Origin of the sequence: Chryseobacterium nepalense, assembly GCF_023195755.1 — a bacterium.
GTDB classification, from domain to species: Bacteria; Bacteroidota; Bacteroidia; order Flavobacteriales; family Weeksellaceae; genus Chryseobacterium; species Chryseobacterium nepalense.
Genome location: NZ_CP096203.1, coordinates 2,459,607 through 2,484,228, shown reverse-complemented (window position 1 = coordinate 2,484,228; position 24,622 = coordinate 2,459,607). Strand labels below are relative to the sequence as shown.

Genomic DNA, 24,622 nt, shown 5'->3' with positions numbered 1-24,622 from the left:
TTAATGCTGATAACGGAACTTACTCAGATTTTGTTTGCACAGGTTGCTACACCTACGGTAGCGGCGGAAGATTTAGAATTTTCATTTTGGAAAATCATGTTTCACGGAGGTGCCTTCGCCAAAATAGTAATGGTGACCGTACTCCTGCTCGGTGTATTTTCCGTATATCTGTTCTTTGAACGTTTTTTCTTTATTAAAAGGCTTACCTCTAAAACGGATGCCAACTTCATGGATAATATTGAAGACTTTATCAAAGAAGGAAAAATGGAATCTGCACTGGATTATTGTAAAAGACAAAACTCTCCTGAAGGCCGTATTCTGGAAAAAGGAATTTCAAGATTGGGAAGACCGGTTTCCGATATCGTAAGTGCAATGGAATCCCAGGCACAGGTTGAGGTTGCCAATATGGAAAAAAACCTTAATCTTTTGGCGGTAGTACCAAGTATTGCTCCGATGCTGGGACTTTTGGGAACGGTAATCGGGATGATTATCGCTTTCTTTAACCTTTCTCACGCTAGCGGATCTTTTTCACCTAAAACTTTGTCAGAAGGTATTTACACGGCGTTGGGACAAACAGCGGTGGGACTTGCAGTAGCAATTCCGGCGAACTTTTTCTACAATTTATTATTAACAAGAATTGATAAGTTTGTATTGAAAGCACAGAACATGTCCGGAGAATTTTTAGATCTTATCAACAAACCTTTATAAATCTTCATATGAAACCGTAAGGTTCCGTCTGATCTTTAAAAATTAGTAAAAATAAACAGATGAAAATTCAGAGAAGAAATAAAGCAAATCCTGAGTTCAGTCTCGCAGCGATGACCGATGTTATCCTGCTGATGCTGATCTTCTTTATGGTAACATCATCCGCGGCCAATCAAAGTGCCATCGATGTAAAGTTACCTAAAACGGGAGCTGTTGAAGATAATATACCAAATCCTTTAACCGTAAGCATCAAGCCGGACGGATCTTATTTTGTAGACGACAGTCCTGTAGAAAAAGCACAGCTTGAACAGACGATCGTGAATAAGCTGACTAATCAGACCAATAAATCTTTTACGATCAGGGCTGATGAAAATACTATGCACAAAGATGTTGTTTTTGTAATGGAAATTGCTGAGAAATACAAATTCAATATTGCCATTGCGACAGTTAAAGATAAATAACAATTCCGAAACTTTCGGAAATGATCTTTTTAAAATGAGGAGCCATATTATAGATAAAAATGAACAAAATAGAGACCGGGTAAAAAGTGCATTGCTTTCTATCCTGATCTGGTCTGCCATCCTGCTGTTTGTTTTTTTATATAAGCTGAAACCAGAGCTGGATGAGCAGCCTGAAATTGTAACCACCATGCTGGTAAACTTTGGAGACAACAGAAACGGAAACGGTGCAGAAGAACCTGCCGATCAGCCGGGAAGCTTGGCTGCAGCAACGGAAAATGTTACTGATCCTGCAGAAGCCGCTGTTCCGGAAACCAAAACCGTTTTAAAACCTGAGCCTCAGCCTGAAACCCAAAAATCTGAAGCAAAAGAAAAAATTATTACCGGAAATAATTCAAAAATAACGGTACCTAAAAAAGAAGAATCCAAAGCGGAAACTAAAAAATCTGCTGCAAGCACAAGTGCTGCTAAAAACACTAAAAAATCAGGAGCGGTAACTTCCAATTCAAAAACAGGAAACGGTGACGGAAAAGGAACTGCAGCCATCGGAAATCTCATCAGAGGAAGAGGAACTAAAGCCGGAAGCCAGGGAGATGGAGACGGCATCGGAAATGCAGGAGATCCTTTGGGTGGAGACGGAAACGGCGACAGCAGAGTGGGAATCGACAGAAAGCTGGTGGGCTTCATACCGGGAACAATGGGAAGAGGGGGAGCGCAACCTGCGAACAGCTGTACTGCAAGCGGAACAATCACCATATCTTATACGGTTGATAAAGCAGGAAATGTAGTGTCTGCAAGAAGATCAGGTGGAACATCCGATCCATGCATCACCTCAAATGCTATTTCTTGGGTAAAGAAATATGTAAAAGCTGAGAGAGCCAGTGTTTCTTCCACCGGAACTTATAAAATCACTTTTTAACATACAAAAGCACTTTAGTCAAGTGCTTTTTTTATTTCTGAAATTCTGTTGATCACCGGAAGCGCAAAAATTCCGCTGGTTTGAAGATAGCGTTCGTAGAACGTTCTGGCTTTATCCAGAAAGTCATTATTGATTTCTGTTTTTCCTTTAAAATAAAAGAGATTACCCAGCATTTCATAATAATCTTTGTGATCTCTTTCTTGTCTTTCGTTGATCATTTCGATCAGCTCTTCTTTCGTTTTTGAAGATACTTCAGAGAAGTTCATCTTAAAAATATCTCTCATTAACGAATCGAAATCCAGATCTTTCTGCATTAAACTTTCTTCCGGTTTATCCAGAATGAGTTTTTCCAATGCCTGGCTCAGCTGACGTATTAATCTTAATGTAAATTCTTTATCTGTAATCATAGTTGTGGTTTAAAGTTTAGTGTTTAAGGTTATCATATGATACTTCAATGTTTAAAACTTAAACATTGAACCTTGAGTTTTTTAAGCAAAAAATAAATATGCCAGTGCAATAGAAGTGATAATTCCCACCAGATCGGCCAAAAGCATTGCAATGACCGTGTATCTCGTGTTTTTCACAGCAACGGCCCCGAAATATACGGCAATCACATAAAACGTCGTATCTGAGCTTCCCTGAAGCACTGCGGCCAGTTTACCCTGGAAACTGTCGGCTCCGAAAGTTGCCATCGTGTCCACCATCATGCCTCTCGCACCAGAACCAGACAAAGGTTTTATTAAAGCTGTCGGAAGCCCGTCGACAAATCTCGCATCAAGATTCGCATGGTAAGCTACCCACTTCATTCCATCAATAATGACATCAAAAACGCCTGAAGTTCTCAACAAAGAGATGGCGATCAGCATACCCACCAAATATGGGATAATTTTCACACAAGTGGTAAAACCTTCTTTTGCGCCTTCGATAAAAGCATCAAAAACATTAATTTTTTTATAGACTGCGCCAAGAACAATTCCAAGAAAGATAAAAAGAATCAAGCCATTGCTCAATACTTTACTGAAGTCATCCAGCTGATCCTTACTAAGCTGTACCAGATACAAAACCAATAATGCTATAATCGCTGAAATTCCTCCAACGTAAGCAATCACAACCGGTCTTAAGAGATTGATCTTCTGATACAAAGATACTATGATCATGGCGGCCAGCGTTGCTGCAAAAGTCGCAATCATACAGGGAAGGAAAATATCCGTCGGGGTTTTTGAGCCCATTGAAGCGCGGATTGCAATAATTGACACGGGAATTAAGGTCATCCCACCTGCGTGGAGGCACAAAAACATGATCTGTGAATTGCTCGCGGTATCTTTATTGGGGTTTAAGCTTTGTAAACTTTCCATGGCTTTTAAACCGAAAGGTGTTGCTGCATTATCAAGTCCGAGAAGATTGGCGCTAAAGTTCATGAGCATATGTCCGAAAGCAGGATGGTTTTTGGGAATTTCGGGGAAAAGCTTTGAAAAGAAGGGCTGGATCAAACGGCTCAGAAGATTGATGCCGCCGGCTTTTTCAGCAATACTCATAAAACCCATAAATAAGGTCATAATACCGATGAGTCCAAGACAAATTTTCACGGCGGTTTCGGAGGTTCCGATCACACCGTCTGCTTCCTGAATACGATATACTTTCACATCCTGTTGTAAAGAATCTGTCTTATAATGGATCCGGCTATCTGCAAAATCCGGTTTTTGGGTCAGACTGTCTTTTACCAACGGAGAAAGCGTGTTCATTTTCTGTGTTGCAATCTGTACCGTGTCGCCGCTTTTACCTACCACCATATCATTAAATATGGTTTTATAATGGCTTGATGAAATGTATTTTACACTGGCAATGGCAATGGCAATAATAATAAAAGCCGACCAAATTCTGCTGAGAACCATCCGATTGAATTAATATGGGTTAAACTTATCAAAAAAACTTCAGATGACAAAGGGATGTGTGTCAATAGTCAATTCCTTCTGGTCAATCCGCTTCGCTTGTCAATTTTTAATCTTATTTAAAATTCACTTGCATGGCTAATTTACCATTCACATTTACTTATTTTTCATCCAGATACACCAAGAACCCATCAAAATCATCATCCAGGTTTTTGAGGATTTTAGCGGTCTTCATTTTCTTTTCTAAACCATCTATAAAAAAGCTTTTTTCAAAAAACTGGCGGTGGATTCCGGGAAGAAGTTCCATGAAATAATCCATCCCGAATTTATTATTGTGAAGGTCCATTTTCGTTTCCAGAGGTTTATTGGGAAACAGTTCTTCATGAAGGTCTGTCATTCTTTTGCAGAAGGCTAGTGCTTTTTCAGGAGATGAAATTTTACAGCAGTACATCATAATAAAGCAGCACCATAAAGCATGTCTGAAAGCGTTTCCAATTCCATTGGTAGAAGCTGTTTTGGGGAATTTTTTCTGCGCAATGGAATAGGCCTGAAGTGTCGCATGAAAACTTAATAAGGAGAAAAGAGGATGAGGAAGAACAAGCGACAAAAGACGCATGATCTTTTTAAGGCTCATGCTCCTGATTGTATTGAAAAATATACTGAACGTTCTCATCAATAAAAAATCTCTCTCCGAATCAGAGAGAGATTGTTGTATTTCGTTAAAAATTAAGCTTTTACAGTTAACAGGTTTACGGTTTTAGAAACGGTATCCTTAATTTCGGTCCTTTTCACGATGAAATCAACGAATCCTTTTTCCTGAAGGAATTCCGAAGTCTGGAAGCCTTCCGGTAAGTCTCTTCCGATAGTTTCACGGATAACTCTTGGCCCTGCAAAACCGATAAGTGCACCTGGTTCTGCCATGATGATATCTGCAGTCATTGCGAATGAAGCCGTAATTCCTCCAAAAGTAGGGTCACAAAGATAAGCGATGTATAAAAGTCCTGCTTCAGAAAGCTGAGCCAGCTTAGCCTGAACTTTCGCCAGCTGCATCAGAGAGTACGTTGCCTCCTGCATCCTGGCTCCACCGGATTGGCAGATAATCATATACGGAAGTTTTTTCTGGATACAATAGTCTACGGCTCTTCTGATTTTTTCTCCCATAACTGATCCTAAAGAACCGCCAATGAAAGCAAAATCCATACATGAAACCACCATTTCAGTTCCTTTTACGGTTCCTACAGCGTTTCTGATGGAGTCGGTAAGCTTCGTTTTAGCTTTAACTTCTTTCAGTCGGTCTGCATATGGTTTTGTATCTTTAAAATTCAGAATATCAATGCTTTCTACATTGGCGTCCAGTTCCGTAAATTTACCTTCGTCAAAAAGAATGTCAAAGAATTCTGCACTTCCTATTCTTACATGAAATCCATCTTCAGGAGAAACGTAATTGTTTCTTCTCAATTCGTCATGTTCTACGATTTTTCCTGACGGTGTCTGATGCCAAAGACCTTTAGGAACGTCTTTTTTCTGATCAGTAGAGGTCGTAATATTTTGTGCTTTTCTCTTAAACCACTCGAATGCCATATTGTTTATATATTGATGAAAGATAAATGATAAATGATGAAAACGGTTAATTGAGATCAATTATTAATCATCACTTATCATTAATAATTTTATTTAAGCGTATTTACGTTATTTAAATCTTCAAATGCCTGAACAAGTCTCTTAGCGAATGTTTCTTCTCCTTTTCTTACCCAAACTCTTGGGTCATAGAATTTCTTGTTCGGTTTTTCTTCTCCTTCAGGATTTCCGATCTGAGCTTTCAGATAATCAATATTGTTAACCATGTAATCTCTGATGCCTTCTGTGTAAGCAAACTGCAGATCCGTATCAATATTCATTTTAATTACTCCATAGTCAATTGCTTCTCTGATTTCTTCCAAAGTAGATCCTGAACCTCCGTGGAATACGAAATTGATTGGTTTTTCAGCAGTTCCGAATTTTTCCTGAACATATTTCTGGGAGTTATCCAGAATTTTAGGAGTAAGAACTACGTTTCCTGGCTTGTACACCCCGTGAACATTTCCGAAAGCTGCAGCGATTGTAAAGTTTTCTGAAATAGCTTTTAATTTTTCATACGTATAAGCTACATCTTCAGGCTGCGTATATAATTTTGAATTGTCAACGTCAGAATTGTCAACACCATCTTCTTCACCTCCTGTTACCCCGATTTCCACCTCAAGCGTCATTTGCATTTTCGCCATTCTTTCAAAATATTTAGCAGAAGTTTCAAGATTCTCTTCTAAAGACTCCTCGGAAAGATCCAGCATGTGAGAAGAATAAAGTGATTTTCCTGTCTGCTTGTAGAATTCTTCGTTAGCATCCATTAAACCGTCGATCCAAGGCAATAATTTTTTTGCACAATGGTCAGTATGAAGTATTACAGTCGCTCCGTAAGCTTCTGCTAGAGTATGAATATGTTTTGCTCCGGCGATCGCTCCTAAAACTGCCGCTTTCTGTCCGTCATTGCTTAATCCTTTTCCTGCATTGTAAGCAGCACCTCCGTTAGAGAACTGAATAATTACAGGGGAGTTTAGTTTCGCTGCAGTTTCCATAACCGCATTTACGTTGCTTGAACCAATTACGTTTACTGCCGGTAATGCAAATTTGTTTTCTTTAGCATGCTGAAAAATATCAGTAACTAATTGACCTGTGGCAACTCCTGCCGGGAAAATTCTGCTCATGTTTTACTTTTTAATATAAATTATTAGGGTTTGTAAAATTCCTGTAAAGGTAATCATTTTTGCTTAATTCTTAATTTCTTTTATCTCTTCCCCAAAGCAGCTTCTGGCGGATCGTTTCGTAGAAGCTGAGATTATTCGGCTGTACGAGAAGAATCTGGAAATCGGCTTTTTTAATGATGATTTCCTTATCCGTTTCGATATGTATCAGACGAGAGTCTAATGAAAGCGAATACTGTGGTACGCGGCTTTCCACTTTGAATTTAATTTCTACCTTATCATTCACCACCAATGGTCTCACATTGAGATTATGCGGAGCGATGGGTGTGATGACAAAGTTTTCGTTATTCGGAGAAATGATGGGTCCGCCGCTGCTTAAAGAATATGCGGTAGAACCGGTAGGAGTGGAGACAATAACGCCGTCACCCCAAAATACATTAAGAAATTCATTGTTGATATAAGAATCTACCGTAATCATGGAGGTAGTTTCTTTTCGGGAAACAGTAACATCGTTCAGCGCATAAGGAAAAAAGTCTTCTATTTCCGGAGATGTCACTTCAATAACAGAGCGTCGGCTGGTTTTCACATCTCCTTTTAAAATGGAATCCAGTGCATTGAACGCTTCTTCCTTGGTAAAGCTCGCGAGAAATCCCAGTCTTCCGGTATTTACTCCCACAATCGGAATTTCCAGGTCTTCAATAAAGGTTAAGGAATTAACGATAGTTCCGTCCCCGCCAAAAGTGAAGAAAAGATCCACTTCTTTATCCAGAAGATCCTGTTTGCAGTTAAAGGTTTCAAAAATTTTTGAGAACTGAAGAGCTTCAGCCATTTCATCATACAAAACAGATTTTACGCCTCTGTTTTCAAGCTCGGAAATAAATTTGCTTAAATATAAAAAGGTATCTAAATCTTTTTTCTGGGAATATATGGCTGCCTTCATTAGTTTTTTATATTTCTATAAATTTTTGGAAAAACCCGAATCTGTCCTGAAGCAGATCTGATTTTTCATCAGAATAATACTTTTGCACAATCCGGTAATCATACCGGTCGAATGTTTCATCAATGGAGCTCAGATTTTCATTGCTTATTTTGATGGTCACCTGGATTACATCTTCAGACATATTGCTGATAAAAGCTCCGTAAAATTTGGAATTGTTGCTTTCTACAATATTGGCAATCTCCGTCATTGAATATTTTCTGGAAGAAGTCTCAATGGTGAGAATGGCTCCCGATTCTGAAAACAGCGGATATTTCGATAAGTCCTGAAAGATATCTTCACAGCTTATATAACCCAGGTATTTCTCATTTTTGTTGATAACAGGAATGATGTTGGCATTGAAGGTATAAAATAACCTGATGCTGTCCATAATATTGTTATCTTCAAGAATGGCGAATCGCTCGATCTGATGTTCAAGATCTTTTAGGGTACCTTCTTCTTCATAAAGAAAGTCTTCTGCAAGAGCACCGTAAAAATGATGGGATTTTTTGATGAAAATATGAGAATATCCAAACGCTTCCAGCGTATCTCTTGCTGATTCTATGGAGTCAGTCAGGCTAAAGCATGGAAAGTCTTTTGAGATATATTCCTTGATAAACATTGTGCTAATTTATAAAAAATTAAACGAAACTTTTTCCGAATGTCAAACTTTTTTTCTCTAAAAAATAAAAAAATGATTTTAAAATTTGTTTGTGACAAAAAATTGGGTATCTTTGTCGCCTTTCATTTTTACTTTTTATTAGATTTATTTCAAACTGCACTGTCTTTTAGACATATGCAGTTTTTTCATTTCAGGGCTTTTGCAAACTCCCACATTACAATTCCGCCGCAAACACTCACGTTGAGTGAATGCTTGGTTCCCAGCTGAGGAATTTCAATAAATAAATCAATATGAGCCAATGCTTCATCGCTGATTCCTTCCACCTCATTTCCCAGGATCACTGCGTATTTTTTAGACGAATCAATAGTAAAATCCGTAATCATTTTACTGTCTGTTGTCTGTTCAATCCCGATTACTTCAAATCCTTCTGATTTTAACTCATTAATAACGGTGATTATATCATTTTCATATTTCCAGTCAACACTTTCTGTTGCTCCCAATGCTGATTTGTGAATTTCACGGTGCGGCGGCTGAGGAGTAATTCCGCAAAGGATGATCTTTTGAATCAGAAAAGCGTCTGCTGTCCTGAAAGTGGCCCCCACATTATGCATACTTCTGATATTGTCCAGAACAACAATTAACGGAATCTTTTCTGTCGTCTTAAAGGTTTCCACATCAATTCTGTTCAGCTCTTCCAGTTTTAATTTCTGTACCAATGTATTTTTTGTTAATGGTTATAAATATGTACGATTTTTAAATGCTTCCAGATTTGTTATTTCCAGAATACATGATCTGATGAACACTTCTTTCAATATTCTGCGCGATCGTTTCCATCGGAATATCATTTTCGTCATTATTGAACGGGTCTTCAATTTCTTCGGCAATCATCTCAAGGCTCATTAAAACATAATAGACAAAAACCGTAAGCGGAATCATAAACAGGCCAATTGAAATAACGTAGGCTACCGGCAAAGCCAGAACATATAAAATGATAAATTTTTTAACGAAAGAGGAGTAAGAATAGGGAATCGGAGTGTTTTTAATACGTTCACAGCCACCACACACATCCAGGAAGCCTGAAAGTTGCGTGTCAAGATAGAGCATTTCCACATCAGTTATTTTGCCTTCTTTTTTAAGCTGATGAAGCTTGTGCGTCAGCAGGATCACAATTTCACTGGGACCGTGATGTTTGATATATTCTTCAATTTCGGAATAATCTTCGTCCAGCGCAAGTCTTGTAGATTCTTTTGAAAGATGCTTAGCCAAAAAGTGCGGGAAAAATTTCAGATACCGTGCAATCTGTTCGGCATTTTTCCTGTCGTTGGCAAGAATCGTGTTGATCTTAATCGCGAAATTTCTTGAATCATTTACCAGTTTCCCCCAGAGTTTTCTTCCTTCCCACCATCTGTCGTAAGCTGTATTTGTTCTGAAAACCAGCAATAAGGAAAGCACAAAACCCAAAAGGGAATGGATCATGCTCACATTGCTGATGGGCGATTTGGAAGAAAGGTGAAGGTATTCTACTTCAAGATATTCAATTCCCCAGGAATACAATCCTACCAGAATCATGGTCGGGAAAAGAATTTTCAGGGTATCGCTTTTATGCAGGCTGAAAAGGATTTTCAGGAAATGTTTGGTATTGTAAACTCTCATAAAATTGGTTAGTCCGTACAAATATAAAATTTCACTTTTACTTTTGTTTTACGGAAAACCATAAATTTTATCTTGTGATTCATTTTTTCTTTGTAAAAACAATTACTATGGGATATTATAGAAAAGGACATTTCAGAAGAGACGGAAAATGGGTAAGCGGACACTATGTAAGCACCTTTGGAAGAAAAAGAAGAAAAAACAGCTCGCCTCAGGGATGCGCCATTTTGTTTCTCGGAGGAATAATTTCCTTTTTAATTTGGTTGCTGAAATAAAATTGATGTCTGATATCGGTTAAAATTTTTACAAAATTCAAAAAAACCTTACTTTTATTTCGAAATTAAAAACACCACCAAATGATCCTCGGAAACGTAGATATTGTCACTGATATTAGCAAAGAAGATTTTCAGAACAACTATTTTAAAAAGCATAAACCATTGCTCATCAAGAATTTTGCAAGCCGATGGGAAGCTTTTGATAAATGGAATTTTGATTTTATCCGCGAAAAAGCCGGCGGGCAGGATGTTCCGCTTTATGATAACAAACCCGCCGATGCATCCAAAAGTTCCGATGCACCGGTTACCCATATGAAAATGGAGGATTATATTGATACGATCAGAACGAAACCTTCTGATCTGCGCATTTTCTTTTATATCATTACCGACCGTCTTCCGGAACTGCTTAAAAATTTCACCTATCCTGATTTGGGGATGAAGTTTTTCAAAAGGCTTCCAACGCTGTTTTTCGGAGGCAGTAAAGCGCATGTACTGATGCATTATGATGTGGACTTGGGTGATTTTCTGCATATTCACTTTGAAGGAAAAAAAAGAATTCTTCTGTTTGATCAAAAACAATCGGCTTTTTTATACAAAGTTCCGATGTCGGTGCACACGGTATATGATTTAGATTACGAAAATCCTGATTATGAAAAGTTTCCGGCATTGAAACATGCACGGGGTTATGAGATTTTTATGGAACACGGCGATGCGCTTTTTATTCCCGGAGGTTTCTGGCATTTCAACAGGTATCTCGAGCCTGGATTTTCCATGTCGCTTCGTGCATTGCCCAACAAGCCAGCTGTCTTTGCCAATATGCTGTATCATGTATTTATCATGAGGTATACTGATAAGCTTATGCGAAAACTTTTTAAAGCGAAATGGGTGAATTACAAGCAGAAATGGGCTTATGAGAAGAGCTCCAGGGCATTGGCCAAGCATAACGTTTAATTTTTCCCGCGGATTTTCACAGAGTTTTATATTCTTTAACGCAAAAAAATCAATTATTTATGTGATCTGGGGCGATCTGTGAGAAATCATAAAGCACTTTACTGCTAATATTTTATTTCCTATTTTTACCGACCAATTTTAAGACAGAATTTTAATGGCAAAGGCAGCGAAGAAAGAAACTCCGTTAATGACACAGTATAATACCATCAAGGCAAAATATCCTGATGCACTTTTACTATTCAGAGTAGGAGACTTTTATGAAACGTTTGGCCAGGATGCCATTAAAACATCTCAGATTTTAGGAATTGTTCTCACCAAAAGAGCCAATGGAGAAGGACATATCGAACTGGCTGGATTTCCGCATCATTCTGTAGATTCTTACCTTCCGAAACTGGTAAGAGCCGGGATAAGAGTCGCCATCTGTGATCAGCTGGAAGACCCGAAAATGGTGAAAGGAATTGTAAAAAGAGGGGTCACGGAATTGGTTACACCGGGGGTGACATTCAATGATCAGGTACTTAATTCAAAGAAGAATAACTTTTTGCTTTCCCTTCATAAAGAAAAAGAAAAATTCGGAATTGCGCTGGTGGATATTTCTACCGGTGAATTTCTGGTAAGTGAAGGAAATCTGGAAAAGCTGCTTCATATTGTTCATACATTCGATCCGAGCGAAATTATTTATCAGAGAAGTGTTCAGATTCCGGAGCAGCTTAAGAACAGGAGTGCTTTTAAGCTGGAAGACTGGGCTTATCAATATAATTTTGCCTATGAAAAACTTACGAATCATTTTAAAACCAATTCGTTAAAAGGATTCGGGATTGAAAACCAACAGCTGGCCATTACCGCAGCAGGGGCTATTTTTGCTTATCTGGTTGAAGATACACACCACAATTTATTATCTCACATTACAAAGATTCAGATTATTCCACAGGAAGATTTTCTGATGATGGATAATTTCACACTGAGAAATCTCGAAATTGTTTATCCAAGCAATGCGCAGGGAAAATCTTTACTCGATATTATCGACAGAACTTCTACACCGATGGGTGGAAGGCTCTTGAGAAGAAGGATTATTTTACCACTGAAGTCTGTTAACGAAATCAACAGAAGGCTTTCTTTAATTGACTTTTTAAATGAAAATGATCATCTGAAATATGAAATTTCCCTGCTTTTGAAATCAATTTCGGATCTTGACCGGCTAATGGGAAAACTGGCAGCGGAAAAAATTTCACCGAAAGAACTGGGATATCTTCGCCAAAGCCTTATTAATATTCATAAGATTAAAGGTTTGCTTCATCCTCACGCCGATGTATTGGCGTGGCTTGATCCGCTGTATGACCAGGAAGAACTAATCAAATGCCTTCAGAATCACCTGAATGACGAACTGCCCGTGAACCTGGCGAAAGGAAATGTGATTAAAGACGGAATCTCTGAAGAGCTGGACAGACTAAGAGGATTGCAGTCGAAAGGCCGCGGTTTCCTTGATGAAATGTGTCAGCGTGAAATTGAAAGAACCGGAATTTCCAGTCTTAAGATTGATTTTAATAATGTTTTCGGATATTATATTGAGGTAAGAAATACGCATAAAGATAAAGTTCCGGCAGACTGGTTAAGAAAGCAGACGCTGGTGAATGCAGAAAGGTATATTACCGAAGAACTCAAAGAATACGAAAACCAGATTCTGGGTGCGGAAGAAAAAATAGGGGTTCTGGAAAATGAACTTTACAGAAAAGTGTGCGGAGACACGATCATTTATATGGATCAGATTCAGGAAAACTCACATATTATTGCGCAGCTTGATGTGGCGGTTGGATTGTCCGAACTTGCTGTTTCTGAAAGTTATACAAAGCCTGTTTTAAATGAAACTTTTGCGATTGATCTAAAAGAAGCACGGCACCCGATTATTGAAAATGCACTTCCTTTAGGAGAAAAATATATTCCGAATGATATTTATCTGGATAAAGATTCCCAACAGATTATCATGGTTACAGGGCCAAATATGGCCGGTAAATCGGCTATTCTCCGTCAGACGGCAATTGTTTGCCTGATGGCACAGATCGGAAGTTTTGTTCCTGCAAAATATGCTGAAATAGGGATTCTGGATAAAATTTTCACCAGAGTCGGCGCTACAGATAATATTTCTGCAGGGGAATCAACCTTTATGGTAGAGATGAATGAGGCGGCTAATATTTTGAATAATATTTCAGAACGCAGTCTGATCCTTTTAGATGAAATCGGGCGCGGAACTTCCACCTATGATGGTGTTTCCATCGCCTGGGCCATTGCCGAATATCTTCACCAACATCCTACGCAGGCAAAAACGTTATTTGCAACGCATTATCATGAGCTGAATGAAATGACGGTGAACTTTGAGCGTGTGAAAAATTTCCACGTTTCCATTCAGGAGAATAAAGGCAATATCATTTTTTTAAGAAAACTGATTCCGGGTGGAAGCGAGCACAGCTTCGGGATTCATGTGGCTAAACTGGCGGGAATGCCTGCAAAAGTAGTCAACAGAGCCAATGAAATCCTGAAAACACTTGAAGCCAGCCGCACTCAGGGCAGCTCTTCGGAAAGCATCAAAAGGGTAACGGAAGAAAATATGCAGCTTTCTTTTTTTCAATTGGATGATCCTGTTCTGGAAAATATCCGTGAGGAACTTACAAAGATTGATATCAATACTTTAACACCAATAGAAGCTTTAATGAAACTGAATTCCATTAAAAAAATGATTGGAGGGTAATTTATTTAATTTTTATCGAAAGTGATTGTTAAAGGAATACGAAATTTATAGCGAGCTTTTTCACCATTCAATTCACCAGGAATCCATTTATCTTTAATTTTTAAAATGGCCCTCTCTGCTTCTCTGTTAAAACTTTCATTGGAGCCGGAAGCTTTTACATCGACCATCGAACCTTCTTTATCGATAATAAAACTAATTTGGCAGGTTTCTATTTCTGCATTACTGATTATTTTTCGTGTTCTGAAATTTTTAATAATCCTATTATTCAATGCAGTTGTTCCTGATGGGAAGACAGCAGGTTTTTCTATTTCGATTTTTGCTCTGCCATTTCTCTCCACCATCAAAAGTTCATTAAGTTCAGCAGTTGGTAGGGGTTCTTCCTGGGCAGAAATGAAAATACAGAAAAATAAAAAGAAAATTTGTATTATTTTCACGGGTAAAGTTTTGATAAAGTTTAGTACTATTGATTTAATGTAATTCTTCGTATTATTCAAACTGCATTTTTATTGGCAACTGAAAAATATACCGCACGGGAACATCATCTTTTTTCGCGGGAACCCAGGATTTCTTAAGACTTCTGACGGTCTTTTCTGCTTCTTCATTAAAATCAGCATTGTCACCCTGAGCTAAAATCTGTGAAATTGTTCCATCCGTTTCTATGGAAAAGTAAACGATTGTTGAAACCTGTCCTTTTATCTTTTCGAGAGCAGATGTATCAAAATTATTGGCAAATTCTTTTCGGAACTCATTGATTCCACCGGGAAATTCGGGAGCAATTACGGAGTTGTTTTCATTATTCCGCTTTTCATAATTAAATTTCTTTGCAATCTCTTCCGGAATAGAGAAAGATGTTGTAGGCTCACCGCCGGAAGCCACCTGTGAAAAATAGACATGGTAAAACAGTACAGACAGACAGATTAAAAGTCTTTTCATGATTAAATTTCACCAAATATAAATATTTAAATTTAGTTTTAAGATTTCTTCAATGTCAGGGGGAATGTATAAAGATACCGAACCGGTTCGCCATTCACTGTTGCGGGCTTCCATTTTATAAATAATCTTCTCACGGCCAATTCTGCCGCATCCGAATGTTTTTTATCACTTCCTGTTGCCGTTACAAATCGCACATATCCGTTTTTTTCAACAATGAAATACACTCTTGTGTCAATATTTTTGGATTTTACATTGATAATATCCATTTTTTCTGCAAACTGCCTTTTGAAATTTTCTATCCCTCCGGGAAATTCAGGTGCGGTATCTGCTTTGGTAACAACATCTTCAAGCTTCATTTTCTTTTTTAAAATTTCATAGTCAGGAAGTTGTGAAACGGAGCCGTATTCCGACTGTGAAAATAGAAAAGTACTGAAAAAAAATGCTGAAAATAATATGATCTTCTTCATTTTATAAAATATATCTGATTGTTTTAGGACAGCAAAAATAACACCGAAGAAATTGTTAGGCGGAATAAAGAAATGTTAATTTTTAGTTGATTCGGAAAAAGTTTCGGCGCCCGCAGGGCGCCGAAACTTTTTCCGAATCTTAAAGAAAATAGGTTTCATCAAGTTTTAGACAAATAAATAATGAATTTTAAAACGGCAATCGAAATAAGCCTATAAATAATGAAAAAATTCAATATCATTGCATCAAATAAAAACCCGGATGATCAGATTAACATTTAGTCTTACCTATTTCCTTATCAGCATAATCATTTTTGTTATTGAAATATTGATTGCCACAGTATTCAGTAATATATTCTTCGTAAGGGCTTATCTTGGGGATGTTATAGTCGTAATGCTGCTCTTTACGCTTGTTAAATCTTTCCTGATCATTAAAAACAATCACATCCTTATTCTGGGGATCTTCCTGTTTTCCTGTCTGGTAGAATGGGCGCAATATTTCCATATTGCCGAAAAAATGGGATTACCGCCCGGAAGCATTATGTATGTTATCGTTGGAAATTCTTTTTCGTGGATTGATATCGCATGTTATGCTGCGGGATGCCTGCTGTTGTTTCTTTTAGTTCCTAAAAAATAAGCGGAGTTACCTTCCGAAACTGTCGTACTTATCCTCCGCATATTTGATGAAACGGTTGAGTAAGGCTACATTTTCTTTTTCCAGAGATGAAAGATCGTTGTCTACGTTATCAGAGACAGGAATGTACCAGTCGGTCTGTTCAAAGAAATTACGGTATGTCGCTTTTTTGAAGGAATAACCGTGGCGTGCAAATACGGAATTTTTGATAATTTCCATATCCAGCTTACGAAGGTTTTTAACGTCTTTTTCAGTCAATTCCTGTTTAGAAGCATTGATCTTAAAAACAGCATCGGAAGCAATTCTGTTTTTGGAGGCAGTGTAGGTTTCTGTTTTTCCTGTTTCCTCATCGGTATATTTTTCGACAAAACTTTTTGGGTTTTCCCAGTCGATGAGGTCGTTGTCCGGACTTAGCATAAAGTTCGGATTATAGACAAATTCTTTTTTTATCAGCTTTACCCTTTTCGACGGCGCTTTTACGGCGGTCTTATTAAATGCGTTCCATGTTCCGGTAAGGCTGTCATTGCTGAGTTTCACTTCAAACCTTCCGTCGGTCTTGTCATTTCCCGGTTCATCAAGGATGAAAGATGCTGCAGCTTCATTAAAGACTCCACGGAAAGGGCGCTGGTTTCCGTCTACAATACTTTGTCCGTATACACTGTCTTTTGTGATTCTGTTGATTTTCAGGGCTATTCTTTTATAAACATCCCCTTCGTAATCTTCCCCGATTTCAGGAGTAATGATTTCTTTTCCTGCAAAATCTCCCATGTAAATCCCATAATATTCTTTATGAATTTCAGGCACAGCAAGAGAGTCTTTCTTTACGGTTATGCTGTCTTTCTTTCCATTAGAGTTTTCTGTTTCTTTTTTACAGCCTGTTAACCCTATCATCAGGGAAACTGTCAAAAATAATTTTAAATTTTTCATATGCAGTTGTTGTTTATTTTGGTGTCGATTAATTCAGATATATTTTTTAGCAATTAAATATTCAATGAATAAAAGGTTCGGAATCCAGCCCAGCCATGCAATAATCTGATATACATCCATCGGATTCGGATGCAATAAATATACTATAATTACTTTCCACATTCTTAGGGTAACTGCAGAAAGTGTAAGGGCAAAGCTCCGCCACATCCATTGCTGATGTTCTTTAAAATTTTTCTGCCGGGCTAATTGATACGCTTTGAAAGTTGTAAACCACCATAAACAGCCCAAAATAACAAATGAAATTTTAGAATAGATTCCGCCATTGGCAAATATTCCCATATAAATTCCTGACGGCGCTGCAAAGACGAGAATTAGGAAAATGTATGTTTTTCCGATATTTTTATGCAAGTTTTTTATTCCGAAATCTTTTCTGAGAATTGCTAAAAACCCGCTAAGCAATACAAAAATACTGGTGTACACATGGGCATAAAATAAATATAAATAGTCCGGACGTTCTGTTACTTCCGTTTGTTTAATCATCAAAAAACTAACCTCTTTTCTCACCGGAATATATTCCAGCGTGATTTTCAGCATCAGCCAAAAGAAATATCCGAATCCAATGATTAAAAGGATTTTAAGTGTGATGGAAAGGTTTTTTTTGACTGAAAGCATTACATATTAATTTTCCACAATCATATTTATAGGTAATCTAAACTTAGATTTTATAGGTTTTCCGTCAAACAGTGCAGGAGTCCATTTATTTTTGGACATAATTTTTATTACGCGTTCCATCTCTTTATTCATGGAAGGATTATCTCCTACAATCTTAATATCTGTAACATTACCCTCTTCAGAAATTGTAAGTAAGGCTTCAGATTGTACTTTTCCTTGTGCATGTATTTTCTCTCCTCTGAACAATTTCATAAACTCATTTCGAAACCCATTAACACTTCCTTGATATTCAGCAGGTTTATTGAATTCATTAATAACGATTTCTTTTCCAATAGGTTCTCTGGGATGAGAGATTTCTTGTGCATATATTGTCGTAAAAGTTAATAAGGCAACGCACGCAATTATTTTTTTCATAGTATATTAATTATAAATTATTCAAATCCTGCGCAATCAGCCAGGCTTCACTCCAGCATGCCTGAAAATTAAAACCTCCGGTTACGGCATCAATATTCAGAACTTCTCCGGCAATATAAAAATTAGGTAAAATTTTAGAAGACATATTTTTAAAGTTAATCTCTTTTAAATCAACACCTCCGGCCGTTACAAATTCATCTTTAAATGTTGATTTCCCGGTAACCTGAAATTTCTTTTTACAAAGATTTCCAATAATTCTGTCCATTTCTTTTTTAGAAATATTGGCCACCTGTTTATTAAGATCAATGTTTGATACTTCCAGAATTCTTTGCCAGAAACGATTCGTTATATCAAAAATTTTAGATTGTCCGATCGTCTTTTTAGGATTGGATTGTTTGAATTGCTGAAATATTTCCTCTGCACTATCAAGTGATTTTGAAATAAAATTCACTTCAACTTCAAAATTATATTTCATTTTCGCAAGATTCACGGCCTCCCATGCAGAAATTTTAAGAATTGCCGGTCCTGAAAGCCCCCAATGGGTGATCAGCAATGGTCCGCTTTCTTCCGTTTTTAATTTCGGGATAGAGGTTTCTGCCATTTCAAAGCTTGTTCCTGCCAGATCTTTAAGCAAATTATCCTTTATATTAAACGTAAAAAGGGAAGGAACCAGATCAATAATGTTGTGTCCTAAACTTTCAATTATTTTTAAAGACTTTGGAGAACTTCCTGTGGAATAAATAATATAATCAGCCTCAAAATCACCCAGACTCGTTTGTATAAGATATTTCCCTTCCTGTTTTTCAATTTGTTTAACCGAGCATTTGGTCTTAACTTCAACATTTTTGCTACGAATTTCTTCCAGCATCGCATTAATGATCGTCTGCGAAGAATTGCTTTCCGGGAAAACACGATTATCGCCTTCAATCTTTAATGGAACTTTTCGGTTTTCAAACCATTCCATCGTATCTCCCGGCTGAAAACGGGTAAAAACGCTGAGGAGTTCTTTATTTCCGCGCGGATAAAACTGAATCAGCTCTCTGGGATCGAAACAGGCATGGGTAACATTACACCGGCCTCCTCCTGAAATTTTTACCTTTTGGAGAACATCTGAATTCTGTTCGAGAATAGTGATCTTATACTTCGTTGCGTCAAGGTTGGCAGCGCAGAAAAATCCTGCAGCACCACCGCCGATAATGATGATGTGTTTCATATTCTTTGTAATCCTATGCTCAGGATTATTTTTGCAAAACTACAATTTTTATAAACCATCTTATTTGAGTAATTTTGAAGAATATAATTTTTCATTTTTTAGAGTGAAAATTATCAACCACAAAAGTCACAAAAGTTTAAGTTGTCTTTTGATAATGGAAAAGTGCAAAATAATTTGAAAATCATGATTTTCCTTTCCATATCTAAATATACGCATACAGGAATTTAAAATTTAATGTACCTGTAAAAAGGCTTTTGTGATAAAATTAAATTCATATTTAAAATAAAGTTTAAATGATATTTTACCATAAATTTGAAGTACGCTGGAGCGATCTTGATGCGAACAAACATTTAGCCAATTCATCTTATGTGCAATATTGTGCACAGGCGAGAATGGCATTCATGACGAAAGAGAAAATGGGTGTAACCCAATTGAGCAGATGGGGAATCGGGCCGGTGATCCTGCATGAGCGGTATTCGTTTTTTAAAGAAATTTATGCCGATCAGACGGTAATTGTAAGTGTTGAAATTGACGGATGTTCAGAAGACTCTTCCATCTACAGATTTCTTCATAAGTTTTATACGCCGGACGGTGTGCATTGTGCCACTTCCGAGGCTACAGGAGTCTGGATCGATATGATGCTCAGAAAAATGACCACTCCGCCGGATGATGTAGTGGAAGCGATGAACAAATATAAAACTCCCGAAACAGTGGTGCTTTCGAAAGAAGACTTTAAAAAATTCCCTTTCCATCCGCATAATATTGATCCGTCAGAATTTACGGTTTAAAGTTTTGAGTTTCAAGTGTAAAATTACTCATTACTAATTATTCATTACTTATATTAAAAATATGTTTGAAGATAAATCACAGGAATTGACCCCCATCTCCAAATTAGGAGAGTTTGGTCTGATAAAGCATTTGACAGAGCAATTTTCTTTATCTAACAGTTCTTCTGAACTTGGAGTAGGAGATGATGCTGCAGTCATTAATCCTGAAAATAAAAAAGTAGTTCTTACGACAGATGTGCTGGCTGAAGGAGTACATTTTAATTTGGGCTACGTCCCGTTGAAACATCTGGGTTATAAAGCAGTTGTCGTAAACCTGAGTGATATTGCAGCAATGAATGCGACACCAACTCAGATTCTTGTTTCGCTTGCAATTTCCAATCGGTTTCCGGTGGAAGCATTAGAGGAAATTTATTCCGGAATTCAGGCAGCCTGCTCAAGATACAAAATTGATTTAATTGGCGGAGATACAACGAGTTCCAACGCGGGTCTTGTCATGAGCATTACGGCAATTGGAATGGAGAATGATGAAAATATTGTTAAAAGAAACGGAGCCAAACCAAATGATCTGCTGGTGGTAACCGGTGATTTGGGAGGTGCTTATATGGGACTTCAGATCCTTGAAAGAGAACATGCGGTTTTCCTGGCTGATCCTAATATGCAGCCTGAAATGGAAGGCTACGATTATATTCTTGAAAGACAGCTGAAACCGGAAGCAAGAACCGATGTAAAAGGAATTTTGGAACAGCTGGATATTAAACCGACTTCGATGATCGATATTTCGGACGGACTGGCTTCGGAAGTACTTCATCTTTCGGATCAGTCCGGAGTAGGATTCAGATTGTACGAAGAGAAAATTCCGATGGACAGCCTGACGATTTCCACAGCAGATGAATTTAATCTAAATCCCGTGGTAACTGCATTAAGCGGAGGAGAAGATTATGAATTATTATTCACGATTTCACCGAATGATTTTGATAAGATTAAAAATCACCCGGATTTTACGATCATCGGGCATGCCGTTGAAAAAGAAGATGGAAATTTTATGGTCGCAAGAGGATCAAACCAACTGGTTGCTTTGACGGCGCAGGGTTGGGATGCTTTTTTAAATTCAAATTAGCATGCTAACTTTTACGGTTCTCCCGACTTTAATTATTATTACATTTTTAATAGTAACCCTATATAAACACTTTATTAAAAAACAGCCTCAGAATTTAAAGGATACCTTCAGGGTTACTTTATTTTTTGCTGTTGTGTGGGGCCTGATCTATTATTTGGTTTTTAGCTGAACAGGTTAAACATCAGCTTTAAAGCCTTTATAAATCAACTTTGTCAAAGTTCGAAACTTTGACAAAGCTGATTCTAGTTAAGTATTCTCATATTTTACGCTTTCACGATATTCAGGATTACTTCCATTGCCTTTTGCATGCTTTCCAGAGCCACATATTCATACGGTCCGTGGAAATTGATTCCTCCCGCAAAAATATTCGGACAAGGAAGTCCCATATAAGATAGCTGTGCACCGTCTGTGCCACCTCGGATGGCTTTGATTTTAGGCTCAATTCCGGCTTCTCTCATGGCTGCAGCTGCACGGTCGATGATGTACATCTTGCCTTCAAACTGCTGCTTCATGTTTCTATATTGCTCTTTAATTTCAATTTCCGCAGTACCTTTCCCGTGTTTTTGATTAAATTCTGCAACTTTTTCTTCCATGACTTTCTTTCTTGCCTCAAATTTGTCGGCATCATGGTCACGGATGATGTACTGTAATTTAGCTTCAGAAATATCAGCATTCAGATCCATTAAATGATAAAAGCCGTCAAAACCTTTTGTGGTTGCAGGCGTTTCGTTCGCCGGAAGCATTTGGGCAAATTCGGCAGCCAGTAAAGCGGCATTCACCATTTTACCATAAGCATATCCAGGGTGAACGCTCAAACCGTGGATCTTTACCACCGCTCCCGCTGCATTGAAATTTTCATATTCCAGTTCGCCAACTTCTCCGCCATCCATCGTATAAGCGAATTCTGCCCCGAATTTCGCCACATCAAATTTATGCGCTCCTCTTCCAATTTCTTCATCAGGCGTAAATCCTACCGCAATTCTTCCATGCTTGATTTCAGGATGCCCAACCAGATATTCCGCAGCGGTTACAATTTCCGCACAGCCGGCTTTATCATCTGCTCCCAATAATGTATTTCCGTCTGTTGTGATCAGGGTCTGACCAACATATTTTTTCAGGCTTTCAAATTTTGAAGGGGATAAGGTAAATCCTGTTGTCTGATTTAAAACAAGATCACTTCCGTCGTAATTTTCCCAAACCTGAGGCTTTACATTTTCTCCGCTGAAATCCGGAGAAGTGTCATAATGCGAAATAAATCCTATAGTGGGTTGGTTATTATTTTCAAGATTTGAAGGAATATAACCCATAATATAACCATTTTCATCGATAGATACTTCTTCAAGACCAATTGTTTTCAGCTCTTCAGCAATATAGTTGGCGATATCCCATTGTCTTTCCGTAGAAGGGGTAGTCTCACTTTCAGCATCGCTGGTTGAATATATTTTTACATAAGTAAGAAAACGGTTCAGTAACTTTTCTTTCCATAAAGGGTTGAATTCTATTGCGCTCATTATTAGTATAAATTTGTGGGCAAAGTTAACAAATTTGAGTTTCAGAATGGCTTAATTGTAAGCGGATATAAACAATCGAAATTATAAATGATATATAAATATTTGAGAATCAAAATAATGGTAGATTTGTTTGTAAAGAAACTAAATAGTTTAGTTTTATTATATTTGAGAAAATCTAAAAGTATAAAATGTTCCTTACTGAATGTCCGCGCGATGCAATGCAGGGTTGGGGAGAATTCATCCCCACAGATAAAAAAATAGATTATATCAACTCCTTGATGGATGTTGGTTTTGATGTGTTGGATTGCCTGAGCTTCGTTTCTCCTAAAGCAATTCCTCAAATGGCCGACTCTGCTGAGGTTGCCGAGAATATTGATAAATCCAAATCCAATACAAAAGTTTCTGCCATTATCGGGAATTATCGTGGTGCAGAAAAAGCTCTTAAACATCCATCCGTAGACATCATCGGATTCCCGTTTTCTATTTCTGAAACTTTTCAGCACAGGAATACCAATAAAAGCCAGGAAGAAGCTTTTAACGAAATTATCAGAATGCTGGAACTGGTAAAAAGCGAAAACCGGCAGCTGAACATTTATTTTTCAATGGCTTTCGGAAATCCTTATGGGGAAATGTGGAAATGGGAAGATGTGGATTTCTGGGCTCAGCGCTTTTCAGAAATAGGAATTAAAGATATCTTGCTTTCTGATACTACAGGTGTTGCAACACCGGAAACTATCACTCTTTTGTTTGAAAAGATTCCTGCAAAATATCCTGAGATCAATTTCGGTGGACATTTTCATAATCGTTATGAAGATTCTTACTCTAAATTAAAGGCAGCATACGATCAGGGTTGCAGAAGGTTCGACAGTGCCATTAAAGGAATTGGCGGCTGTCCGATGGCAAAAGATGACCTTGTTGGAAACATGCCTACTGAACAGGTAATCAACTTTATGAGCGTGGAAAAAGCAGAGCATAAGCTTAACCTTCTGAATTTTGAAAGTGCCTATAATAAGGCGAAGGATATTTTCCATTTTTAAATAACAAATATTATATCATTTGCGGGATGATCATGCTTGTTGAAGGATTTCTAATAATCAAAAATTAATAAGGGGCGGGCTTTGGCCCGCTTTACTATTCACAACCAATTGGCTTAGCCTAAACTTAATTTAAATAACTTAATAAAATGTCACCAATCATCTTACCATCCGAATTAAAAAATCTTCCGACAGAAAATCTTGTTATTCTTGATGCACGAGTAGGAAAAGATGTATATCATAATTACCTTGAAAAACATCTTAAAGGAGCAAGATTTATTTATCTGGATAAGGATCTTGCAGAAATTGGTGAAAATGCCGCATTCGGAGGAAGACATCCGCTTCCTGGAATTGAAAAATTTGCAGAAACACTTTCAGAACTGGGGATTTCAGAAAAATCCCATATCATCATTTACGATGATAAAAATGGTGCTAATGCTGCCGCAAGAGCTTGGTGGATGTTGAAAGCTTTCGGGTTTGAAAATGTTCAGGTTTTGGATGGAGGTTTTCAAAATGCTGAAAAACAAAATGTTGAGTTTTCTTCCGGTGAAGAAACTTTTGAAAAAGCTGAAATTATCAAAAGAGAAAATTGGCTTCTTTCGATGTCCACGCTGGAAGAGGTTGAAAATGAATTGATAAACGGTAATTCAGCGGTGATAGATGTTCGTGATGCATATCGTTACAGAGGAGAGTCTGAGCCGATAGATCTTGTAGCCGGACATATTCCGGGAGCCATCAATATTCCGTTCTCTGAAAATCTTGATGAAAACGGCAATTTTCTTGCTCCTGAAATTTTAAAGGAAAAGTATTTAAAATTATTGGAGGGTAAACCTGAAAATCTAATCATTCACTGCGGTTCCGGGGTGACGGCTTGTCATACGATTTTAGCTTTGCATCATGCCGGTTTTGAAATCCCGTCTCTATACGTAGGTTCCTGGAGCGAGTGGAGCAGAAGGGAAGGAAAGAAAATAGCAAAAGAAATATAAAAA

The 24,622-nt window shown here is 37.7% G+C and carries 28 protein-coding genes; 11 read left to right on the top strand and 17 right to left on the bottom strand.

The genetic code is table 11. The features are described 5' to 3' along the window. The first annotated feature begins 3 nt into the window (after positions 1 to 3). From M0D58_RS10895 to M0D58_RS10885, 3 genes are read left to right on the top strand one after another with little or no spacing between them, the layout of a single operon-like run. On the top strand, positions 4 to 708 hold the full coding sequence (locus M0D58_RS10895) for a MotA/TolQ/ExbB proton channel family protein (RefSeq protein WP_248389167.1): 705 nt from the start codon (positions 4 to 6) through the stop codon (positions 706 to 708). A gap of 59 nt (positions 709 to 767) precedes the next feature. Continuing rightward, positions 768 to 1,166, top strand: coding sequence for an ExbD/TolR family protein (locus M0D58_RS10890; RefSeq protein ID WP_248389165.1), 399 nt, complete (start codon positions 768 to 770; stop codon positions 1,164 to 1,166). Between the two features lie 34 nt (positions 1,167 to 1,200). After that, a complete protein-coding gene (locus tag M0D58_RS10885) occupies positions 1,201 to 2,082 on the top strand; it encodes a ferric siderophore ABC transporter substrate-binding protein (RefSeq protein ID WP_248389164.1) in 882 nt (293 codons plus the stop codon). Between the two features lie 14 nt (positions 2,083 to 2,096). Here the strand turns inward: M0D58_RS10885 and M0D58_RS10880 are convergent, their stop codons facing one another. From M0D58_RS10880 to M0D58_RS10840, 9 genes are all read right to left on the bottom strand, one after another. Next, a complete protein-coding gene (locus M0D58_RS10880; RefSeq protein WP_248389162.1) occupies positions 2,097 to 2,489 on the bottom strand; it encodes a hypothetical protein in 393 nt (130 codons plus the stop codon). Between the two features lie 81 nt (positions 2,490 to 2,570). Then, a complete protein-coding gene (locus tag M0D58_RS10875; protein WP_248389160.1) occupies positions 2,571 to 3,974 on the bottom strand; it encodes a nucleoside recognition domain-containing protein in 1,404 nt (467 codons plus the stop codon). Between the two features lie 157 nt (positions 3,975 to 4,131). Beyond that, positions 4,132 to 4,644 carry a DUF6973 domain-containing protein gene (locus tag M0D58_RS10870; protein ID WP_248389158.1) on the bottom strand — a complete coding sequence of 171 codons (513 nt, stop codon included), beginning with the start codon at positions 4,642 to 4,644 and terminating at the stop codon, positions 4,132 to 4,134. Between the two features lie 53 nt (positions 4,645 to 4,697). Beyond that, positions 4,698 to 5,552, bottom strand: a complete 855-nt coding sequence (gene accD, locus M0D58_RS10865) for an acetyl-CoA carboxylase, carboxyltransferase subunit beta (protein WP_072885032.1) — start codon at positions 5,550 to 5,552, stop codon at positions 4,698 to 4,700. 89 nt (positions 5,553 to 5,641) lie between these two features. Then, on the bottom strand, positions 5,642 to 6,712 hold the full coding sequence (fbaA, locus tag M0D58_RS10860) for a class II fructose-bisphosphate aldolase (RefSeq protein WP_248389156.1): 1,071 nt from the start codon (positions 6,710 to 6,712) through the stop codon (positions 5,642 to 5,644). 70 nt (positions 6,713 to 6,782) lie between these two features. Next, complete coding sequence (locus M0D58_RS10855) at positions 6,783 to 7,649, bottom strand: NAD kinase (protein ID WP_248389154.1); 867 nt, start codon at positions 7,647 to 7,649, stop codon at positions 6,783 to 6,785. A gap of 7 nt (positions 7,650 to 7,656) precedes the next feature. Then, entirely contained in the window at positions 7,657 to 8,307 is a 651-nt protein-coding gene (locus M0D58_RS10850) for a CBS domain-containing protein (RefSeq protein WP_248389152.1), read from the bottom strand. A 185-nt stretch (positions 8,308 to 8,492) separates the two neighbouring features. Continuing rightward, entirely contained in the window at positions 8,493 to 9,023 is a 531-nt protein-coding gene (locus M0D58_RS10845) for an RNA methyltransferase (RefSeq protein WP_248389150.1), read from the bottom strand. Positions 9,024 to 9,060: 37 nt separating this feature from the next. Continuing rightward, positions 9,061 to 9,960: a bestrophin family protein gene (locus tag M0D58_RS10840; RefSeq protein ID WP_248389149.1), complete on the bottom strand. Its 900-nt coding sequence runs from the start codon at positions 9,958 to 9,960 to the stop codon at positions 9,061 to 9,063. A gap of 107 nt (positions 9,961 to 10,067) precedes the next feature. On the opposite strand from M0D58_RS10840, the gene M0D58_RS10835 reads away from it, so the two are divergent. The 3 genes from M0D58_RS10835 to mutS all read left to right on the top strand — a co-directional run bounded on the left by M0D58_RS10835 (position 10,068) and on the right by mutS (position 13,926). Next, entirely contained in the window at positions 10,068 to 10,232 is a 165-nt protein-coding gene (locus M0D58_RS10835) for a hypothetical protein (protein ID WP_169231716.1), read from the top strand. An 81-nt stretch (positions 10,233 to 10,313) separates the two neighbouring features. Beyond that, the gene (locus M0D58_RS10830) at positions 10,314 to 11,183 is read left to right on the top strand and encodes a cupin-like domain-containing protein (protein ID WP_248389148.1); all 870 of its coding nucleotides are present in this window, start codon (positions 10,314 to 10,316) and stop codon (positions 11,181 to 11,183) included. Positions 11,184 to 11,337: 154 nt separating this feature from the next. Next, positions 11,338 to 13,926: a DNA mismatch repair protein MutS gene (gene mutS / locus M0D58_RS10825; protein ID WP_248389147.1), complete on the top strand. Its 2,589-nt coding sequence runs from the start codon at positions 11,338 to 11,340 to the stop codon at positions 13,924 to 13,926. A gap of 5 nt (positions 13,927 to 13,931) precedes the next feature. Here mutS and M0D58_RS10820 read toward each other — a convergent pair whose 3' ends face one another. Genes M0D58_RS10820 through M0D58_RS10810 form a run of 3 tightly spaced genes read right to left on the bottom strand, consistent with a single transcriptional unit; the run spans position 13,932 to position 15,326 of the window. Beyond that, positions 13,932 to 14,360, bottom strand: coding sequence for an energy transducer TonB (locus M0D58_RS10820; RefSeq protein WP_248389146.1), 429 nt, complete (start codon positions 14,358 to 14,360; stop codon positions 13,932 to 13,934). Between the two features lie 52 nt (positions 14,361 to 14,412). After that, the gene (locus M0D58_RS10815) at positions 14,413 to 14,859 is read right to left on the bottom strand and encodes an energy transducer TonB (protein ID WP_248389145.1); all 447 of its coding nucleotides are present in this window, start codon (positions 14,857 to 14,859) and stop codon (positions 14,413 to 14,415) included. Positions 14,860 to 14,897: 38 nt separating this feature from the next. Continuing rightward, the gene (locus M0D58_RS10810) at positions 14,898 to 15,326 is read right to left on the bottom strand and encodes an energy transducer TonB (protein ID WP_248389144.1); all 429 of its coding nucleotides are present in this window, start codon (positions 15,324 to 15,326) and stop codon (positions 14,898 to 14,900) included. A gap of 259 nt (positions 15,327 to 15,585) precedes the next feature. Here M0D58_RS10810 and M0D58_RS10805 point away from each other — a divergent pair, with 259 nt between their 5' ends. Beyond that, positions 15,586 to 15,960 (top strand): ribosomal maturation YjgA family protein, encoded by a 375-nt coding sequence (locus M0D58_RS10805; RefSeq protein WP_248389143.1) that lies wholly within the window; start codon positions 15,586 to 15,588, stop codon positions 15,958 to 15,960. A 6-nt stretch (positions 15,961 to 15,966) separates the two neighbouring features. On the opposite strand, the gene M0D58_RS10800 is transcribed toward M0D58_RS10805, so the two are convergent. Genes M0D58_RS10800 through M0D58_RS10785 form a run of 4 tightly spaced genes read right to left on the bottom strand, consistent with a single transcriptional unit; the run spans position 15,967 to position 19,183 of the window. Further along, the gene (locus M0D58_RS10800) at positions 15,967 to 16,884 is read right to left on the bottom strand and encodes a YARHG domain-containing protein (protein WP_248389141.1); all 918 of its coding nucleotides are present in this window, start codon (positions 16,882 to 16,884) and stop codon (positions 15,967 to 15,969) included. A 33-nt stretch (positions 16,885 to 16,917) separates the two neighbouring features. Further along, complete coding sequence (locus tag M0D58_RS10795; RefSeq protein ID WP_248389139.1) at positions 16,918 to 17,556, bottom strand: DUF2306 domain-containing protein; 639 nt, start codon at positions 17,554 to 17,556, stop codon at positions 16,918 to 16,920. 6 nt (positions 17,557 to 17,562) lie between these two features. After that, on the bottom strand, positions 17,563 to 17,970 hold the full coding sequence (locus M0D58_RS10790) for an energy transducer TonB (RefSeq protein ID WP_248389137.1): 408 nt from the start codon (positions 17,968 to 17,970) through the stop codon (positions 17,563 to 17,565). 10 nt (positions 17,971 to 17,980) lie between these two features. Continuing rightward, complete coding sequence (locus M0D58_RS10785; RefSeq protein WP_248389135.1) at positions 17,981 to 19,183, bottom strand: BaiN/RdsA family NAD(P)/FAD-dependent oxidoreductase; 1,203 nt, start codon at positions 19,181 to 19,183, stop codon at positions 17,981 to 17,983. A gap of 293 nt (positions 19,184 to 19,476) precedes the next feature. Here M0D58_RS10785 and M0D58_RS10780 point away from each other — a divergent pair, with 293 nt between their 5' ends. Together M0D58_RS10780 and thiL are read left to right on the top strand one after the other, a co-directional pair. Continuing rightward, positions 19,477 to 19,971, top strand: coding sequence for an acyl-CoA thioesterase (locus M0D58_RS10780; protein WP_248389133.1), 495 nt, complete (start codon positions 19,477 to 19,479; stop codon positions 19,969 to 19,971). Between the two features lie 61 nt (positions 19,972 to 20,032). After that, positions 20,033 to 21,088: a thiamine-phosphate kinase gene (gene thiL, locus M0D58_RS10775; protein ID WP_248389131.1), complete on the top strand. Its 1,056-nt coding sequence runs from the start codon at positions 20,033 to 20,035 to the stop codon at positions 21,086 to 21,088. A gap of 263 nt (positions 21,089 to 21,351) precedes the next feature. On the opposite strand, the gene pepT is transcribed toward thiL, so the two are convergent. Then, positions 21,352 to 22,599, bottom strand: coding sequence for a peptidase T (gene pepT / locus M0D58_RS10770; RefSeq protein WP_248389130.1), 1,248 nt, complete (start codon positions 22,597 to 22,599; stop codon positions 21,352 to 21,354). A 188-nt stretch (positions 22,600 to 22,787) separates the two neighbouring features. On the opposite strand from pepT, the gene M0D58_RS10765 reads away from it, so the two are divergent. Together M0D58_RS10765 and M0D58_RS10760 are read left to right on the top strand one after the other, a co-directional pair. After that, a complete protein-coding gene (locus tag M0D58_RS10765) occupies positions 22,788 to 23,636 on the top strand; it encodes a hydroxymethylglutaryl-CoA lyase (protein ID WP_248389128.1) in 849 nt (282 codons plus the stop codon). A gap of 146 nt (positions 23,637 to 23,782) precedes the next feature. Then, positions 23,783 to 24,619: a sulfurtransferase gene (locus M0D58_RS10760; RefSeq protein WP_248389125.1), complete on the top strand. Its 837-nt coding sequence runs from the start codon at positions 23,783 to 23,785 to the stop codon at positions 24,617 to 24,619. Positions 24,620 to 24,622 lie beyond the last annotated feature (3 nt).

What these genes read in the sequence shown, in the direction of transcription:
- M0D58_RS10895 (WP_248389167.1), top strand. Translation starts at nt 4, where the DNA reads ATGCTGATAACGGAACTTACTCAGATTTTGTTTGCACAGGTTGCTACA.
- M0D58_RS10890 (WP_248389165.1), top strand. Translation starts at nt 768, where the DNA reads ATGAAAATTCAGAGAAGAAATAAAGCAAATCCTGAGTTCAGTCTCGCA.
- M0D58_RS10885 (WP_248389164.1), top strand. Translation starts at nt 1,201, where the DNA reads ATGAGGAGCCATATTATAGATAAAAATGAACAAAATAGAGACCGGGTA.
- M0D58_RS10880 (WP_248389162.1), bottom strand. Translation starts at nt 2,489, where the DNA reads ATGATTACAGATAAAGAATTTACATTAAGATTAATACGTCAGCTGAGC.
- M0D58_RS10875 (WP_248389160.1), bottom strand. Translation starts at nt 3,974, where the DNA reads ATGGTTCTCAGCAGAATTTGGTCGGCTTTTATTATTATTGCCATTGCC.
- M0D58_RS10870 (WP_248389158.1), bottom strand. Translation starts at nt 4,644, where the DNA reads ATGAGAACGTTCAGTATATTTTTCAATACAATCAGGAGCATGAGCCTT.
- accD (WP_072885032.1), bottom strand. Translation starts at nt 5,552, where the DNA reads ATGGCATTCGAGTGGTTTAAGAGAAAAGCACAAAATATTACGACCTCT.
- fbaA (WP_248389156.1), bottom strand. Translation starts at nt 6,712, where the DNA reads ATGAGCAGAATTTTCCCGGCAGGAGTTGCCACAGGTCAATTAGTTACT.
- M0D58_RS10855 (WP_248389154.1), bottom strand. Translation starts at nt 7,649, where the DNA reads ATGAAGGCAGCCATATATTCCCAGAAAAAAGATTTAGATACCTTTTTA.
- M0D58_RS10850 (WP_248389152.1), bottom strand. Translation starts at nt 8,307, where the DNA reads ATGTTTATCAAGGAATATATCTCAAAAGACTTTCCATGCTTTAGCCTG.
- M0D58_RS10840 (WP_248389149.1), bottom strand. Translation starts at nt 9,960, where the DNA reads ATGAGAGTTTACAATACCAAACATTTCCTGAAAATCCTTTTCAGCCTG.
- M0D58_RS10835 (WP_169231716.1), top strand. Translation starts at nt 10,068, where the DNA reads ATGGGATATTATAGAAAAGGACATTTCAGAAGAGACGGAAAATGGGTA.
- M0D58_RS10830 (WP_248389148.1), top strand. Translation starts at nt 10,314, where the DNA reads ATGATCCTCGGAAACGTAGATATTGTCACTGATATTAGCAAAGAAGAT.
- mutS (WP_248389147.1), top strand. Translation starts at nt 11,338, where the DNA reads ATGGCAAAGGCAGCGAAGAAAGAAACTCCGTTAATGACACAGTATAAT.
- M0D58_RS10815 (WP_248389145.1), bottom strand. Translation starts at nt 14,859, where the DNA reads ATGAAAAGACTTTTAATCTGTCTGTCTGTACTGTTTTACCATGTCTAT.
- M0D58_RS10810 (WP_248389144.1), bottom strand. Translation starts at nt 15,326, where the DNA reads ATGAAGAAGATCATATTATTTTCAGCATTTTTTTTCAGTACTTTTCTA.
- M0D58_RS10805 (WP_248389143.1), top strand. Translation starts at nt 15,586, where the DNA reads ATGATCAGATTAACATTTAGTCTTACCTATTTCCTTATCAGCATAATC.
- M0D58_RS10800 (WP_248389141.1), bottom strand. Translation starts at nt 16,884, where the DNA reads ATGAAAAATTTAAAATTATTTTTGACAGTTTCCCTGATGATAGGGTTA.
- M0D58_RS10795 (WP_248389139.1), bottom strand. Translation starts at nt 17,556, where the DNA reads ATGCTTTCAGTCAAAAAAAACCTTTCCATCACACTTAAAATCCTTTTA.
- M0D58_RS10790 (WP_248389137.1), bottom strand. Translation starts at nt 17,970, where the DNA reads ATGAAAAAAATAATTGCGTGCGTTGCCTTATTAACTTTTACGACAATA.
- M0D58_RS10785 (WP_248389135.1), bottom strand. Translation starts at nt 19,183, where the DNA reads ATGAAACACATCATCATTATCGGCGGTGGTGCTGCAGGATTTTTCTGC.
- M0D58_RS10780 (WP_248389133.1), top strand. Translation starts at nt 19,477, where the DNA reads ATGATATTTTACCATAAATTTGAAGTACGCTGGAGCGATCTTGATGCG.
- thiL (WP_248389131.1), top strand. Translation starts at nt 20,033, where the DNA reads ATGTTTGAAGATAAATCACAGGAATTGACCCCCATCTCCAAATTAGGA.
- pepT (WP_248389130.1), bottom strand. Translation starts at nt 22,599, where the DNA reads ATGAGCGCAATAGAATTCAACCCTTTATGGAAAGAAAAGTTACTGAAC.
- M0D58_RS10765 (WP_248389128.1), top strand. Translation starts at nt 22,788, where the DNA reads ATGTTCCTTACTGAATGTCCGCGCGATGCAATGCAGGGTTGGGGAGAA.
- M0D58_RS10760 (WP_248389125.1), top strand. Translation starts at nt 23,783, where the DNA reads ATGTCACCAATCATCTTACCATCCGAATTAAAAAATCTTCCGACAGAA.